This window comes from Actinoplanes sp. NPDC023936 (assembly GCF_040639325.1).
Classification (GTDB): Bacteria; Actinomycetota; Actinomycetes; order Mycobacteriales; family Micromonosporaceae; genus Actinoplanes.
In genome coordinates this window covers 11,941-27,815 of record NZ_JBEZZR010000056.1, presented here as the reverse complement: position 1 = coordinate 27,815, position 15,875 = coordinate 11,941, and the positions used below count along the sequence as shown (strand labels likewise).

Annotated in this window: 11 protein-coding genes; 3 read left to right on the top strand and 8 right to left on the bottom strand. The window is 71.1% G+C overall.

Annotated features, from left to right (window positions below):
• Positions 1–44 precede the first annotated feature (44 nt).
• Positions 45–2,066, bottom strand: a complete 2,022-nt coding sequence (locus AB0F72_RS39345) for a response regulator (RefSeq protein ID WP_360443357.1) — start codon at positions 2,064–2,066, stop codon at positions 45–47.
• Positions 2,067–2,316: 250 nt separating this feature from the next.
• Here AB0F72_RS39345 and AB0F72_RS39340 point away from each other — a divergent pair, with 250 nt between their 5' ends.
• Positions 2,317–5,529 carry a PAS domain S-box protein gene (locus AB0F72_RS39340; RefSeq protein WP_360443354.1) on the top strand — a complete coding sequence of 1,071 codons (3,213 nt, stop codon included), beginning with the start codon at positions 2,317–2,319 and terminating at the stop codon, positions 5,527–5,529.
• Here AB0F72_RS39340 and AB0F72_RS39335 read toward each other — a convergent pair.
• The 5 genes from AB0F72_RS39335 to AB0F72_RS39315 all read right to left on the bottom strand — a co-directional run bounded on the left by AB0F72_RS39335 (position 5,487) and on the right by AB0F72_RS39315 (position 12,031).
• Positions 5,487–6,443 carry an ABC transporter ATP-binding protein gene (locus tag AB0F72_RS39335; protein WP_360443351.1) on the bottom strand — a complete coding sequence of 319 codons (957 nt, stop codon included), beginning with the start codon at positions 6,441–6,443 and terminating at the stop codon, positions 5,487–5,489. The genes AB0F72_RS39340 and AB0F72_RS39335 overlap by 43 nt on opposite strands.
• 20 nt (positions 6,444–6,463) lie before the next feature.
• Complete coding sequence (locus AB0F72_RS39330; protein ID WP_360443348.1) at positions 6,464–8,473, bottom strand: dipeptide/oligopeptide/nickel ABC transporter permease/ATP-binding protein; 2,010 nt, start codon at positions 8,471–8,473, stop codon at positions 6,464–6,466.
• On the bottom strand, positions 8,470–9,411 hold the full coding sequence (locus AB0F72_RS39325; RefSeq protein WP_360443345.1) for an ABC transporter permease: 942 nt from the start codon (positions 9,409–9,411) through the stop codon (positions 8,470–8,472). The genes AB0F72_RS39330 and AB0F72_RS39325 overlap by 4 nt, the downstream gene beginning before the upstream one ends.
• A 4-nt stretch (positions 9,412–9,415) precedes the next feature.
• Positions 9,416–10,915, bottom strand: coding sequence for an ABC transporter substrate-binding protein (locus AB0F72_RS39320; RefSeq protein WP_360443342.1), 1,500 nt, complete (start codon positions 10,913–10,915; stop codon positions 9,416–9,418).
• Positions 10,916–11,026: 111 nt separating this feature from the next.
• Positions 11,027–12,031: a TerC/Alx family metal homeostasis membrane protein gene (locus AB0F72_RS39315; protein ID WP_360443339.1), complete on the bottom strand. Its 1,005-nt coding sequence runs from the start codon at positions 12,029–12,031 to the stop codon at positions 11,027–11,029.
• Between the two features lie 251 nt (positions 12,032–12,282).
• Between AB0F72_RS39315 and AB0F72_RS39310 the strand changes: the two genes are divergently transcribed.
• Together AB0F72_RS39310 and AB0F72_RS39305 are read left to right on the top strand one after the other, a co-directional pair.
• Complete coding sequence (locus AB0F72_RS39310; protein WP_360443336.1) at positions 12,283–12,450, top strand: hypothetical protein; 168 nt, start codon at positions 12,283–12,285, stop codon at positions 12,448–12,450.
• 185 nt (positions 12,451–12,635) lie between these two features.
• Positions 12,636–13,721: an MFS transporter gene (locus AB0F72_RS39305; RefSeq protein ID WP_360443392.1), complete on the top strand. Its 1,086-nt coding sequence runs from the start codon at positions 12,636–12,638 to the stop codon at positions 13,719–13,721.
• 354 nt (positions 13,722–14,075) lie between these two features.
• Here the strand turns inward: AB0F72_RS39305 and AB0F72_RS39300 are convergent, their stop codons facing one another.
• Both AB0F72_RS39300 and AB0F72_RS39295 read right to left on the bottom strand, forming a co-directional pair.
• Positions 14,076–14,537, bottom strand: a complete 462-nt coding sequence (locus AB0F72_RS39300) for a hypothetical protein (RefSeq protein WP_360443333.1) — start codon at positions 14,535–14,537, stop codon at positions 14,076–14,078.
• A complete protein-coding gene (locus AB0F72_RS39295; RefSeq protein WP_360443330.1) occupies positions 14,534–15,730 on the bottom strand; it encodes an alpha-amylase family protein in 1,197 nt (398 codons plus the stop codon). The genes AB0F72_RS39300 and AB0F72_RS39295 overlap by 4 nt, the downstream gene beginning before the upstream one ends.
• Positions 15,731–15,875: the final 145 nt, after the last annotated feature.

The following is a 15,875-nucleotide window of genomic DNA, read 5'->3' as shown; positions in this document are numbered from 1 at the left end:
GGGCCAAGGATGCTAGGGGACACCCGTCGGCGGCAACCTGTGGGTCACCTGTGCGGTGTGGCGTTCAACGCACCCCGTACCGTGCTGACCAGGGCTTCCCGGTCGAACGGCTTGGCCAGGATGGTGGATCCGGGCTCCAGGTTGTTGCCGTTCTCGTCGATCAGTGACTCGGCGAATCCGGAGACGAAGACGATCGAGAGGCTGGGCTGGCGCATCGCGGCGACCTTGGCCAGCTGCCGGCCGTTCATGCCGGGCATCACCACGTCGGTGACCAGGGCGGACACGTGTCCGGGGTGCTGTTCCAGGATGCGCAGGGCCTCGCCGGCGTCGTTCGCGGTGAGCACGTCGTAACCGGCGCTGGACAGGATCCGGGCCGAGACCTGAAGGACTGCCGCCTCGTCGTCGACGAGCAGCAGGGTCTCGCCGCCCGTCTCGTCCGTCCCGGTGGGCGACGGCGGCGGCGCCGGCGTCTCGGTGACCAGGGCGGGCAGGGTGAAGGTGGCGGTGGTGCCCCGGCCCTCCCGCGAGCGCAGGGTGAGCTGGCCGCCGGCCTGGCTGATGATCCCGTGCGCGGTGGAGAGGCCGAGGCCGGCCGTGCTGCCGGCCGGTTTGGTGCTGAAGAACGGCTCGAACGCGCGGTCCAGAACGTGCTGCGGCATGCCGGTGCCGGTGTCGGTGAGGCTGACCGTGACCATGTCGTCCTGCGCCGACGTGGTGATGGTGACGGTCCCGCCGGACGGCATCGCCTCGGCGCTGTTGCGGACCAGGCTGCGCAGCGCCTGGCTGATCTGCGCGGGGTCGGCCTTGACGTCGGGCAGCGCGGGGTCGAGGTCGAGGACCAGCTCGGCGTCGCCGGCGGTCTCGCGCAGCGACGGGGTGGCGTCGCGCAGCAGCGTGTTCAGGTTGATCGGGGCCGGCTGGATGATCTCCCGGCGGCCGAAGGCGAGCAGCTGTTTGGTGAGCCCCTTGGCCCGTTCGCCGCCCTTCACCACGTGCCGCAGGTCGCCGAGGAGCGACTCGGCGGTGTCGGCCGGGATGGTGCCGTCCTCGAGCCCGTCGTTGATCGTCTCGATGGCCAGGTTCGTGTAGCCGAGGATCGCGCCGAGGATGTTGTTGAAGTCGTGCGCGGTCCCGCCGGCCATCCGGCGCAGGCTGTCCAGGCGTTCGGCGTCGCGATGCCGGGAGTCCTCCTGCCGGCGCATGATCTCCTCGCGGAGCCGTTCCTCGGCGGAGACCAGGTCGGTGACGTCGTCGACCATCAGCACGCCGCCGGCGAGCCGCCCGTCATCGTCGTCGTGGATCTGCCGCAGGTGCAGCCGCAGCCGCCGGGTCGTCCCGTCCGGCCAGGTGATCCGGTGGTCGAAGCGCAGCTCAGCGGTGTCGCCGGCGCCGTGCAGCAGGCTGAGCGCGGCGTCCTGCGCGGCGTCGTCGAGGCAGTCCAGCCAGCCCTGGCCGAGCAGGCTCTCCTGCGGCATCTGCATGATCTCGGTGAACCGCTCGTTGATGTAGTCAGCGGTGCCGTGCGTGTCGAGGATGCCGATACCGACCGGGGACGCGACGGCCATCGCCTCGAAACGCCGTTCGGTGTCGTGCAGGGCGCGTACCTTCTCGATCAGTTTGGCGTTGACGGCGTGCAGATGGGCCTGGGCGAACTTCTCGTCGGCGGCGGCCGGCACGTCGATCAGGACCGGGCCCTGTGCCAGGGCGGTGTCGATCGCCTCCAGCAGGGTGTGCGGGTCCTGCGAGCGCAGCACCACCTGGCTGACCCCGCAGGCCTCGGCGATCGGCCGGGTCTCCGGTTCCAGATAGTTCGCGGTGTAGAAGATGACCGGCGCCTGGGCGGCCAGCCTGTCCGGGTCGGAGCGCAGCCGGTGCACCAGCTCCAGTCCGTCGATGCCGGGCATCAGCACGTCGGAGACCACGACGTCGGGGTGGTGGACGTGGGCCAGCCGGAGCGCGTCGGCCCCGTCCCGCGCCTCGATGACGTCGTGGCCGCGAAACCCGAGGAGCATCCGGACGATGTCCCGATTGGCAGCCACGTCGTCGACGACCATCACTGTCGCCACGGCGTACCCCTTAACGATGTGGTGTTTTTCCGCAATGGGGCTAATGTTTCTCTAATAGGATAAAGCAGAATTTATTCACATGTAGGTTGACTCTGAATCAACTCTCATGGCGACATGTTGACGAGTCAACTCAACAGACCGCGACATGTTGACGTGACTGCACTGATTTGACTGCACTGACTTGACTGCACTGACTCGACTGCACCGAGTCGGCTGCATCGACTTGACTGCACTCTGGGGGAGAGGCGTCGTGCGCAAGGCGGCCTGGGTCCGGTACGGGCTGATCGCCGGGGGCCTGGCCGGCGCCGGCGTGACGATCGGCGGTGAGCTGCTGCGTCGTGCGGGCCGCCGTCTCGACCAGTACTTCTACCTCGCCGCGATCCTCGAGCAGACCGCGACGCCGGCGTTCGTGAAGAGCGTGAACGGCCGGTACCGGCTGGTCAGCGGCGCGTACGAGCGCCTGCACGAGGTCCCTCCCGGTGTCGCCGCCGGCCGGTACGACCACGAGGTGCACCCGCCCGAGAAGCTCGCCGAGTACCGGCGGCGCGACCGGATGGTGCTCGCCGCCGACGGCCCGCTCGCCTTCGAGGACGAGGTCGTCGACTTCGAGCGCACCCGCCGGTACGTCACCACCCTGTACGCGCTCCGGGACCGCCGCCACCGCCCGTACGCGATCTTCGGGGTGAGCACCGAGGTCTCCGAGCAGAACCGGGCCACCCGGCAGGCGTCCAGCGAGCGACGCCTCCAGTCGGAGATCAACGCTCGCCTCGCCGCGATCGTCGAGGCCTCCCAGGACGCGATCGTCAGCAAGGCGCTGGACGGCACGATCCGGACCTGGAACCCGGGCGCCGAACGGCTCTACGGGTACACGGCCGAGGAGATGGTCGGCAGCGACGTGACCCGGCTGCTGCCCCCGGACCGCAAGCACGAGGAGCGTGAGCTGCTGGCACGGGTCTTCGCCGGCGAGGCCCTGAGCCGGTTCGAGACGCGCCGGCAGCGCAAGGACGGCTCGATCATCGAGGTCTCGCTCAGCATGGCGCCGATGCGCGACACCGACGACTCGGTGATCGGGGTGTCGACTGTCGCGCACGACATCACCGCCCGGGTCCGTGCCGAGCAGCGCCTGCGGCTGGAACGCGAACAGCTCGAAATGATCATGGGGGCGGCCAGCGACCCGTTCTTCACGATGGACGACGACGGCCTGATCTCGGAGTGGAACCGGCAGGCCGGGCACCTCTTCGGCTGGAGCCGCGACGAGATCATCGGCCGGAACGTGGCCGACACCGTGCTGCCGGTGCGGTACCGGTCCGCGCTGCGCCGGCTGCTCGACGGCCGGTGGGACTGGCTGCTCGACCGGCCCACCGAGATGGCCGCCACCCACCGTGACGGCCACGAGATCCCGGTCGAGCTGACCATGTGGCGCATCGGCCACGACGGCGGCGTGCACTTCCACGGCTTCGTCCGCGACATCACCGCCCGGCGGCAGACCGAGCAGGCCCTCGCCGAGGCTCGCGACCAGGCGATCGAGACGGCCCGGCTGAAGTCGCAGTTCCTCGCGTCGATGAGCCACGAGATCCGGACCCCGATGAACGGCGTGATCGGGCTGACCGGGCTGCTGCTCGGCTCCGACCTCGACGAGAAGCAGCGACGGTACGCCGAGGGCATCAGCGCCGCCGGATCCACACTGCTCGCCGTGATCAACGACGTGCTGGACTTCTCCAAGCTGGAGGCCGGCAAGGTCCTGCTGGAGGAGGCGAACTTCGGCGTCGGCCGGCTCGTCGACGACGTGGTGTCGCTCGTCGCGCCGCCGGGCACGCGGGACGCGGTCACGGTCGACGGCGTCTGCGACCCGCGGCTGCCGGAAACGGTCTGCGGCGACCCGGCCAAGCTGCGCCAGGTGCTGCTCAACCTGGCCGGCAACGCGGTCAAGTTCACCACCGAGGGCCGGGTCACCGTCACGGCCGCGCTCGACGAGCGGCAGAGCACCGGGCCGGACGCGGTGCCGATCCGCTTCGAGGTACGCGACACCGGCATCGGCATCGACACGGGGCGGAAGGAGGAGCTCTTCGAGGCGTTCACCCAGGCCGACGCGGGCACCACCCGGCGCTTCGGCGGCACCGGGCTCGGCCTGGCCATCAGCCGGGACCTGGTGGAGCTGATGGGCGGCAGCATCGGCGTGGACAGCGAGCCGGGCAACGGCAGCACGTTCTGGTTCACTGTCACGCTGCGTACCGCCCGGGACGATCTGGACCTCACCGAGCGGCACTCCCTGGACGGCCTGCGGGTCCTCATCGTGGACCGCGACGAGCAGGACCGCAACGTGCTCACCGACCAGCTCACCGGCTGGTCGATGCGAGCGGCGACGGCCGGTGACGTACCCGGCGCCCAAGCGGCCCTGCGGGAGGCCGCCGCGGCGGGACGTCCGATCGACCTGGTCATCGTCGACATCGGCACGGCCGAGGCGGACCACCTAAACCTGGCCGGATTCGCCATCGCGCCGCCCGGGTGCCCGCCGCCGAAGATGATCCTGCTCGCCGACGAGGCACACCGTCTGCCCGGCGAACCCGACCCGGAGAGCTTCTCGGCGGCGTTCGCCAAGCCGCTGCGGCAGTCCCAGCTTTACGACGCCCTGGTCGGTGTGCTCACCGGCGGCACCGAGGAACCGGCCGGCGGCGCCGGGGGCGAGACGCCGACGGGCCGCGGGCACCTGCTGCTCGTGGAGGACAACGACATCAACCGTACGGTCGCGCTCGGCGTGCTCGCCAACCTCGGCTACACCGCGGACGTCGCCGTCAACGGCCGGGAGGCGGTCGAGCTCGCGACACGCCAGGAGTACCAGGCGATCTTCATGGACTGCCTGATGCCGGAGATGGACGGCTACGCGGCCACCGCGGAGATCCGCCGCCGCGAGCCGGAGGGCCGGCACGTGCCGATCATCGCGCTGACCGCGAGCGCCCTCGCCGAGGACCGGGCCCGCTGCCTCGCGGCCGGCATGGACGCGCACATCGCCAAGCCGCTCGTGCCGAGCGACGTGGCCCGGGTGCTGGACCGCTGGACCAGCCGGCTGCCGGCGCAGGACGTCGGCACCGTGATGGGCGAGATCGACAAACGGCTGGACCAGTTGCGGGGCCCGGACCCGGCGGCGACGGCCTCCGCGCTGGACGGTCTGCTCGGCGCGCTCGCCGGGAAGATCCCCGAGCACCTCGACCGGATCGCGCACGCGCTCGCCTTCGACGACGCCGCGCAACTGCGCTCCGAGGCGCACCAGCTGAAGGGCATCATGGCGAACCTGGGCGCCGGCGCCGCGACGCTGGCCTGCGGCCGGCTGGAGGACGACGCCCGCGCCGGCGATCTCGACGCGGCCGTCGCCTCGTTCGCGCACGCCCGCCCGCACGTGGCGACGGTGAGCGCGGCGGTGGATCAGATCCGGCGCCGGTTCAGCGAGGAGAAGGCCTCGCTGTAGAGATGACAGGCGACGTGCTGCCCGTCGCCGACGTCGTGGACCGGCGGGGTCTCGGTGGAGCAGACCTCCATGACCCGCCCGCATCGGGCCCGGAACGGGCAACCCGCCTCACCACGCCTGATCGGCGCGCCCCGGTGCAGCGGCCGGTACGCGGCGCGCCGTACCCGATGCTCCTCCCGCTCGGACGGATGAGCCGCCGGCGTCGCCGCCAGGAGGGACCGGGTGTACGGATGCCGCGGGTGCTCGAAGAGCGCCTCCGCGGGTCCGATCTCGATCAGGCGGCCGGCCAGCATCACCGCGATCCGGTCGGACAGATGCCGGACGATGCCGAGGTCGTGCGCGATGAAGAGGAAGCTCACCCCGGTCGACGCCCGCAGATCGGCGAGCAGGTTGATGATCTGGCTCTGGGTGGAGAGGTCGAGCGCGCTGACCGCCTCGTCGCAGACCACGAGCCGGGGGCCGAGCGCGAGCGCCCGGGCGATCGCGACCCGCTGCTGCTGACCGCCGGAGAGCTCGGCCGGGTACCGGCTCATGTGCCCGGCGGAGAGGCCGACCTGCTCGAACGCCTCGGCGGCCCGCTCCCGAGGCCGGTCCAGTCCATGCCGGCGCAGCGGCGCGAGCACCGCGTCACCGGCCACCTGCCGCGGATTCAGCGACGCTGCCGGATCTTGAAAAATTGCCTGTACGGCACGCCGGTACTCCAGCCCCATCGTGGTGATGTCCCGTCCGTCGAACCGGATCGTCCCGGCGTCCGGAGTGAGGAGCTTGAGGATCGCCCGTCCGGTGGTGCTCTTGCCCGACCCGGACTCGCCGACCAGGCCCAGTGTCTCGCCGGCCGCCACGTCGAAGCTGACCGCGTCGACGGCGTCGAAACGGCGGCGCTTGATGAAGCCGGAGGAGTAGCTGATCGACAAGTCAGAAATTTCCAGTAATGTCATCGTCCGAGCACCAGTTCCGTCGCGCGCACGCAGCGCACGTCCTCGTCAAGGGGGACCGCGCCGGTCGAGCACTGCGGCACGGCGAACGAACAGCGGTTCGCGAAATGGCAGCCGGACGGCCACTCGCCGGCCGGCGGCACCCGTCCGGGAATGGTCGGCAGCCGGTCCGCCTTCCCGTCGGCGCTCGGGTTCGCGGCGAGCAGCGCGGCGGTGTAGGGATGCCGGGGCCGGTCGAACAGCACCGAGGTGCCGGCGACCTCGACCACCTCGCCCGCGTACATCACCACCACCCGGTCACACGACTCCGCGACCACCCCGAGGTCGTGCGTGATGATCAGAATCGTCATGTCGAGCGAGTCGCGCAGGTCCAGCAGCAGATCGAGAACCTGGCTCTGGGTGGTGACGTCGAGCGCCGACGTCGCCTCGTCGGCGATCAGCACCCGCGGCTCGGTCGCGAGGGCCATCGCGATCGCCACCCGCTGCGCCATGCCTCCGGAGAACTGGTGCGGATGGTCGCCGAGCCGCCGCTCCGGATCCTCGACACCGACCCGCTCCAGCAACGAGGCGGCCTTCGTGCGGGCCTGCGCCGCGGAGACCCGGAAGTGGGTACGGATCACGTCGCACATCTGCTTGCCGACGGTGTGCACCGGTGACAGCGCGGCGAGCGGATCCTGGAAGACGACGGCGATGCCGTTGCCCCGGATCCCGCGCAGCTCCTTCTCGGACAGTCCGGCCAGTTCCCGCCCCTCGAAGCGGATCGAGCCGGCTGCCAGGCTGATCCCGGGCGGGAGCAGGCCGAGCGCGGCGCGAGCGGTCATCGACTTGCCGGATCCGGACTCGCCGAGCAGCCCGAGCACTTCACCCCGGCGCAGGCTGATCGAGACGTCCCGGACGAGCGGCACGCCCGAGTCGAGGGCGACGGTGACGTCCCGAAGCTCCAGAACCCCACCAGGTTCCAAGATCGCGGGAGAGGGGATCGCGGGAGAAGGGATGGCGGGAGAAGGGATGGCGGCCGGGAGAGAGGCGGCCGGGAACGCTGCTGCCGGCGGCGCGGGTGGGGGAGGGCCGGCCGGGAAGGCTGCGGCCTGCGGCGCGGTGGTTGGGGGCGCGGTGGTCAGGGGCGCGACGGCCGGCCGCGTACGCCGGCGCCGTGCTCGCCCACGCGCCGGCCGGACCGCGCCGCCGGCGAACGCCGCGCTGATGCCGTCGCCGACCAGGTTGAAGGCGAGCACCGTCAGCACGATCGCCACCCCGGGCGGGAACGGCAGGAACGGCTGTGTGGCCTGGTCCTCCGAGGCCGCGCCGAGCATGCCGCCCCAGGACGCCTGACTGGTGTCCAGCCCCAGCCCGAGGAAGCTCAGCGCCGACTCCACCATGATCGCCGAGCCCAGGAAGATCGCCGCCTGCACCGCGAGCGGACCGGCCAGGTTCGGCAGCACCTGGCGGAACAGGATGGCCGAGGTGCGCAGGCCGCCGACCCGGGCCGCGTCGACGTAGAGCTTCTCCCGTTCGGCGAGCGTCACGGCCCGCGTCATCCGGGCGAAGCTGCCGCAGAAGATCAGGCCGATCGCGAGCATCAGGTTGCCCAGCCCGCGACCCAGGATCGCGATCACCGCGAAGCCGAGGAGCATGCCGGGCAGCGCGTCGGCGATGTCCAGGAAGCGGGAGCCGATCCGGTCCGACCAGCCGCCGCGATAGCCGAGCAGCAGACCGAGCGGCACCCCGATCAGCATCGACACGGTGACCGAGCCGACCGCCACGAGCAGCGCCACCCGGGCGCCGTGGAGGATCCGGCTGAACGTGTCGCGCCCCAGGTCGTCGGTGCCGAGCCAGTGCTCGCCGGACGGACCTTGGAGCAGCGCGTCGAAGTCGGTGCGGTCCTGCTCGTACGGGGCGAGCAGCGGCGCCGCCACGGCGACGACGGCCAGCAGCGCGAGGAAGGCGAGGGCGGCCAGGGTCACCGGCTGACCGCGCAACCGGCTCAGCAGCCGGCGAGATGTGGTCATTGTGGACGCACCCGGGGGTTGAGCAGGCCGTAGCCCACGTCGATGAGAAGATTCACCGCGATCACCAGGGCCGCGACGATCAGCACGCCGCCCTGGACGACCGGGAAGTCCTTGCCGATCACGCTGGTCAGCAGCAGGTTGCCGACGCCGGGGAAGGCGAAGACCACCTCCACCACGAGGCTGGTCGCGAAGAGGATCCGGAACGTGATGCCCATCGTTGCCAGGACGGGCACCATCGCGTTCTTGAACGCGTACCCGATGATCTTTCGGCGTGGCACGCCCGCCGCGGTGAGCGTGTCGACGTAGCGCGAGGTGAGCGCCTCGGCCATGGCGCCGCGGGTCTGCCGCGCGATGAGCGCGGCGGCGCCGATGCCGAGCGCGATCGAGGGCAGGATCAGGCCGCGTGCCCAGGCGGCCGGGTCGGTGGTGAGCGGGACGTACCCGACCACCGGCACCCAGCGCAGTTCCACTGCGAAGAGCAGGGTAAGGATCAGGCCGAACCAGAACTCCGGCACGGACAGGCCCACCGACGTGCCCGCCGTGATGATGCGGTCCCGCGGGCCGCCGGGCCGGACACCGGCGAGAACGCCCAGTCCGATCCCGGCGGCCGTCGCGACCACCATTCCGCCGAAGGCCAGCGACAGCGTCGCCGGGAGCCGGGTCAGCAGCAGGTCGGTGACCGGCAGCGCCGAGGAGATCGACGTGCCGAGATCACCGGCGGCCGCGCCGCTGAACCACTCGCCGAGCCGGACCAGCGGATTGCGGTCCAGGCCCAGCTGGGCCTCCAGCCGCGCGATGCTCTCCGGGTCGGCGCGCTCCCCGAGGATCGCCGCGGCCGGGCTGCCGGGGATCAGATAGGTGAGCAGGAAGACCACCAGGGAGACCGCGGCGAGCTGCGGCAGGGCGAGGGCGAGACGGTACGCGATGAGGCGGCTCACTCGCTCAGGCCCCGGCCGGCTTCAGATCCCGGTAGTTGACCAGGTTCGGCTCCCACGCGTTGGCCGGCGCCGCGACCCCGGTGACCTTGGCGCTGTTCCACGCGAGGGTCTCCTGGCCGGCGATGTGCGCACAGGTCAGCGCCTCGTCCGCGATCACCTTGGTGACCTCGGCCCAGAGCGCGTTCGCCTCGGGCGTGGCGCCGGCCTGGATCGCGGCGTCGGCGGCGGCCTTCAGCGCCGGGCTCTCGGTCCCGGACGGATTGCCGGGCGCGTCGGCGGCGAACCAGGCCTGGTACCAGTCGAACGGGGTGAGCTCGTCGTTGGCGCCCAGCCCGTACGGGTACTTACCGCTGTTCCAGGTGGCGGCCCACTGCGGCGGCGGCGCGACCTGCACCTTCACGTCCCAGCCGAGCGCCGAGAGCTGGCTCGCGTACACCTCGTTCTGCTTCTGCGTGAACGGCGCGGCCAGCACCTCGAAGCTGATCTGCTTGCCGCCCGCGAGGCTCTTCGCCCGGGCGAGGTCGTGGGTGTACCCGGTGACCGCCGGGTTGTAGCCCGGCTCGCCTTCGGCGAAATGCTGGCTGCGGACCGCCATGTCCGGCTCGACCTTGACGTACGTGGCGGTGTCCAGCGCGTAGCAGGCGGCCCGGCGCACGTTCACGTCCTCGAAGACCCCGCCCGGACCGCGGTCGAAGAACATCGGGTTGTTGCGGATCGCCGGGTACATCAGCGTCTCCATGCCGGGCGTGCCCTTGAGCCGGTCGATCGCGTTCGGCTCGACGTCGCTCAGGTCGATCTCGCCGCTGGAGAGCGCGCCGACCGCCTGGTTGTCGTCCGGGATGGCGTACAGCGCGATGGTCTTGAAAGCGGGTGCGGTACCCCAGTACCTGTCGAACGCCGTGAAGGTCATCCGGGTGCCGGTCGTCGAGGATCCGGCGTCGTACGCCCACGGCCCGGTGCCCACCGGGGTCTGCGCGATGCTCTTGTCGGCGATCGACTTCGGGCTGGTCATCGGGGTGGCCCGGGTGGAGAGCGTGGTGAGCATCGACGGCGTCGGCTCGGTCAGGTTCAGTGTCACAGTCAGGTCGTCGGTGGCGTCGATCGACTTGATCACCTTGAGCGGGCCGGCGTACGGGCCGGGCGCGTCCCGTACCGTCTCGAGGTTGACCTTGACGGCCTCGGCGTTGAACGGGGTGCCGTCGTGGAAGACCACACCCTCCCGCAGCTTGAGGGTGAGCGCGGTGTCGGTCTGCTCCCACGAGGTGGCGAGCATCGGCTTGACCTCGCCCTTCACCACCTCGACCAGGTTCTCGTACGGAACGCGGGTGTACCCGGCCTCGCCCTCGGCGCCGGGCGCCCAGCTCTCCGGGAAGCCGCCCCAGTTGACCCGGAGGGTCGCGCCGGAGCCGGGGGTGGTCTGCTGATCGTCGTTCGCGGAACAGGCGGTGAGTGCGAGGGCGGTGGCGAGAGCGGCCACCAGCCGCGCAGCGGGAAACTCCATCATGGACGGACTCCTCGGGCGGAAGAGGAAAGAAACCGCAAGTCGGAAGGCTCGGTGAGCTGGCTCTCATGCTGCCGTCGGAGAGTGACGGCAGCCACACACCGGCCTGCAAACTCAACTTGCGGTTTCGGACGCCTTGACGGCCTCCCTGCGGTTCGCCACCAGACTGGTCACCGTCACCGTGGCGAGGGCCAGGGCGATCACCACGAGGGACAGCTCGGTCGGGATGTCCGGCACGGACGGCCAGACCTTGTGCGCCCAGTGCAGCACCAGCTTCACCCCGATGAACCCGAGGATCACCGCGAGCCCGTAGTCCAGGTGCCGCAGTCTGCCCAGCGCGTTGCGCAGCACGAAGTAGAGCGCCCGGAGGCCGAGCAGGGCGAACGCGTTGGTGGCGAAGACCAGGTACGGGTCCTCGGTCACCCCGTAGACCGCTGGCACCGAGTCGACCGCGAAGACCAGGTCGGTCACGAAGACGGCCACGACCACGAGAGCGAGCGGGGTCAGGGTGCGGCGTCCGTTCAGGCGTACGGTCAGCCGGCCACCGTGGTAGTCGCCGGTCACCGGCATCAACCGGCGGAGCAGCCGGACGCTGCGCATCGTGTCGATGTCGACGTGGTACTCCTCGTCCCGGGCCGCGTCCCGCAGCACCTTGCCGGCGGTCAGCAGCAGCGCCGCCCCGAACAGCAGGAACGCCCACGCGCCGGTCTGCAGCACTGCCGCGCCCGCCGCGATGAAGATCGCCCGGAGGACCAGCGCGCCGGCGATGCCGTAGAGCAGCACCCGCTGTGCGAGCTGCGGCGGCACGGCGAACGCGGCGAGCAGGAGCATGAAGACGAACAGGTTGTCGACGGACAGGGATTTCTCGACGACCCAGCCGGTGTAGAACTCGACGGCCGGTCTCCGCCCGTACACCTGCCAGAGCAGGACCCCGAACGCGCCCGGAAGCGCGAGATAGAAGATTGACCAGCCGACCGCCTCGCGCATCGCCACGTCGTGCGGTCGGTGCGTGATCGCGAAGTCGGCGGCCAGCAGGGCCAGCAGCACGACGATGGTGATCGCCCAGAGTTGCGGGGACGCAATGGTGGACAGCGGCGACAAAGGGGCCTCCTCGGACATGGCTCGGCGTCCGAGGTCTCCCTCACCCGCCGGTGATCGGCGGGCAGCGCACGGGGGCACACAGGGGTGCCCGTGATGACCGCCACGCTTCGGTGGAGGTACTCCCCTCACCGCCACCCTAGGCACAACCGGGCCCCGGAGACATGCCAACCACCCGGTTCGGCGAATCCGGTTGACGCGCCCCGGACGGCGCGCGACCGTGGATCTAAGACCGTTGTCCCAGCTAGCGAGCGGTACCGGGGAGGTTCCGCATGTTGCTCGACATCCTGGTCGGCACGGTGGTGATGGTCTGTCTTTTGATCAGTAGCATCGCGTTGCTGCCGCCGCCGGCGCGCCACGGGCGCGGCCACGGCCACCACCGGGCCGGTTTCCACTGGCCCCACTTCCACCTGCCCCACTTCCATCGTCGGCACGGCTGAGATTCGCCGGGCGGTCTGGCACCCGTCCGGCGGCTAGTGGGGTGATCAACGCGCTGGTGGGGTGGATCAAGGACAGCAGGACACGGACGGGATGATGGCGCCGATCGAACCCACGACGATCGGAGTCCCTCGTGTCCCCATGGCGGGCGATCACCGCCTTCGGCCTGGTCAGCCTCGCCGCCGACATGGTCTACGAGGGCGCACGCTCGATCACCGGGCCGCTGCTCGGCACGCTCGGCGCGTCCGCCCTGGTCGTCGGGCTGATCACCGGCGCCGGTGAGGCCGCCGCGCTGCTGCTCCGGCTGGTCTCCGGTCCTCTCGCGGACCGGACCGCGCGCTATTGGACCCTGACAATCCTGGGGTACGGGCTGACCGCGGTGTGCGTGCCCCTGCTGGCTCTCGCCCCGGCCGTCGGCGGCGCCGGGCTGGCGGTGGCCGGTCTGCTGATCGTGGCCGAGCGGATCGGCAAGGCGATCCGGTCGCCGGCGAAGTCGACGCTGCTCGCCGAGGCCGCCGGGCAGGTCGGGCGCGGGCGTGGTTTCGCTGTGCACAAGGCCCTGGACCAGATCGGGGCCTTCGCCGGTCCGCTGCTGGTGGCGGCCCTGGTGGCGGCATTCACGCTGCAGTCGGCGCTGGCCGCGCTGGCGATTCCCGGCGCTCTCGCGATGGCGCTGCTGTTCTGGCTGCGTCCGCGGTTCCCCGCACCGCTGTCACACGACGTCCGCATTATTTCCGGACATTTGCCGCTTCGGTTCTACCTCTTCGCTGTGGCGATGGCCGCCTCGACCGCGGGTCTCGTCACGTTCGGCCTGATCTCGTATCACGCCAGTGAGGCCGGCGGGCTCCCGCTCGCCACCGTGCCGCTGCTCTACGCCGCCGCGATGGCCGCGGGCGCCGTCGCGGCCCTGCTCAGCGGTCACCTCTACGACCGCTGGGGGCCCAAGGTCCTGTACGCCCTGCCGGCCCTCGCCGCCGCGATGCCGGCCCTGGCCTTCGCCGGCAGCATGCCCGCCATCGTGGCCGGCACGCTGCTCTGGGGCGCCGCCGTCGGCGTGCAGGACTCCACCGTCAAGGCCCTGGTCGCCGACCTCGTCGCGGCGCCGCGCCGGGCCACCGCCTACGGCGTCTTCGCGGCGATCCAGGGCGTGGCCGCACTCGGCGGCGGCGTCCTCGCCGGCGCCCTGTACGGCTACTCGATCACCCTGCTCGCCGTGGTCCTCGCCGTCCTCCAGGGGGTGGCCGCCGTCCTGCTCGCCGTGACACGGGCGTGAACGCCGCCGGGCGTCCCGCGCGCGGTCATGAGGCGCCCCGCCAAGCCCGAGCCGTAGCGCTGACAGGTAATCCGGCGCGCTGCCCTGCCCGAGCTACGGCTCGCGGGTCCGAGCCGTAGCGGGGGCAGGTGTCCCGGCCGTTTTTCCTGCGTGGGCTACGGCTCGCAGTCCTGAGCCGTAGTGGGGGCAGGTATCCGGGTCGTTTTTCGTGCGCTGGCTACGGCTCGCGGGTCCGAGCCGTAGCGGGGGCAGGTATCCGGGTCGTTTTTCCTGCGTGGGCTACGGCTCGCGGGTCCGAGCCGTAGCGGGGGCAGGTATCCGGACTGTGAGCTGGCCCGCCGTGTGCGACGGGAGCTATGGGGCAGTGGGGACGGGTACCCGCTGCCGCCTTTTGCGGATCGCCACGCCGGCCAGGGCGGCCAGGATCAGCATGCACGCGGCGAACGGCAGGAAGAAGATCGTTGCCAGGCCCGCGCCGATGTTCGCGCCGATCGTGCCCGCCGTCAGGGTTGACCAGGTGAGGCCGAGGATCACGCCGGCGCAGGTGAGCGGCAGCAGCACCATCCACCAGAGCACGTCCACCTGCCGCCGGACGATCGCGCGGATCACGACGGCCAGCGCGGCGGCCGCGAGCAGAGCCGCCACGACGCCGATCGCGGCTTGCTGGCCGGGGGAGAGGCCCAGCGGGCGGATCACGTAGTCCAGCGGGACACCCTCCGATTCCAGCTGCTTGGCCTGCGGATTCGTCTGGTCGCCGGCCAGCCAGGAGGTCACCACGGGCACGGTGAGGGCATAGACGAGTACGGCGTAGATCACTCGACGATCATCCAGTCGTGCGGCGCGACGGTTCCTGCGGGGAACGTGTGCGGGACGTCGCCGATGTTCAGCAGGGCGGTGAGACGGTTCGTCCCGTCCGTCGACGTCAGCGCCATGGTCGTGTTCGTCAGCGCGCCGACCTCGGTGCGGGCCCGAACCAGCCAGGCGTGCCGCCGTCTGATTCCGATCAGTCGCTGGTGCAGCTCGAAAACGGGGCGGCCGAGCGCCGAGAACTCCGCCGGGGACGCCGGGAAGACCGGTCGCACGTCGTCGTCGCCGCCCGCCCGATCCTCCTTGACCCCGCGGTACGCCTGCTCGTCGCCGTAGTAGATGCTCGGCGTCCCACCCAGCAGAAACAGCACCACGAGCGCGTGCGCCAGGTGACGCTCGTCGGTGAGACGGCTGGCGATCCGGGTCACGTCGTGGTTGCCGACGAACGTCATCGGCAGGCCGGCCGCGAGGACCGCCTGATGCCGCTTGACGGCCCAGGCCAGCTCCCACAGGTTCCGGTCGTTGAGACTGCTCCAGATCGCTTTCCACATCTCGTACTGGGTGATCCCGTCGAGCGTGCTCGCGGCCAGGTAACCCGGATAGTCACCGTGGATCACCTCGCCGGCAAACCATGCCTCGGGATGCGCCGGGCGCACCCGCGCCAGCACATCACGCCAGAATTGCGGGGGTACGGCGTAAGCAGCGTCCAGCCGCCACCCGGAAGCTCCGCGGTCCAGCCAGTGGTTCATCACCCGGACCACGTGGTCGGCGACCTCCGGCTCGTCGTGGTTGAGCTCGAGCAGCGAGCCGTGGCCCTCGAAGGCGGCGCCGGTCAGCCAGTGCGCCGGGGCGCCGAAGCCGCGGCCGACGTGGTTGAAGACGCCGTCGAGCAGGACCCGGATGCCACGCTCGCGGGCCGCCGCGATCAGCTTGTCGAAGTCGTCGTCGTCACCGAGGCGCGGGTCGATCCGGAAGTGGTCGACGGTGTCGTAGCCGTGCGTCTCGGAGGCGAAGATCGGGCCCAGTTGGAGTCCGTTGGCGCCCAGCTCCAGCAGATAGTCCAGCCAGTCGACGATCTTGGTAAGCCGATGCCCGCTGCCGTCGCCGCTGCCGCTGCTCCTGCCGCCGCTCTCGCGAGGGGCGCCGGTGAAGCCGAGCGGGTAGACGTGCCACCAGATGGCGTAGTCGATCCAGGGGTTCACCTGGCGAGCCTACTGCTTGCCGGGCCGCCGGGCTCGGCATGCTCGCCGGGTCGCCGGGGCGCCGGGCGCGGCGTGCTTGCCGGGTCGCCGGGCCCGGCGGCGGCGCGCGCCGGCGGAAGGGGCGTCAGGGGCGGTGCGCCACGGG

Coding starts and splice junctions, on each gene's coding strand:
- AB0F72_RS39315 (WP_360443339.1), bottom strand. CDS start 12,031: ATGTCCGAGGAGGCCCCTTTGTCGCCGCTGTCCACCATTGCGTCCCCG.
- AB0F72_RS39330 (WP_360443348.1), bottom strand. CDS start 8,473: ATGACCACATCTCGCCGGCTGCTGAGCCGGTTGCGCGGTCAGCCGGTG.
- AB0F72_RS39305 (WP_360443392.1), top strand. CDS start 12,636: ATGGTCTACGAGGGCGCACGCTCGATCACCGGGCCGCTGCTCGGCACG.
- AB0F72_RS39310 (WP_360443336.1), top strand. CDS start 12,283: ATGTTGCTCGACATCCTGGTCGGCACGGTGGTGATGGTCTGTCTTTTG.
- AB0F72_RS39320 (WP_360443342.1), bottom strand. CDS start 10,915: ATGATGGAGTTTCCCGCTGCGCGGCTGGTGGCCGCTCTCGCCACCGCC.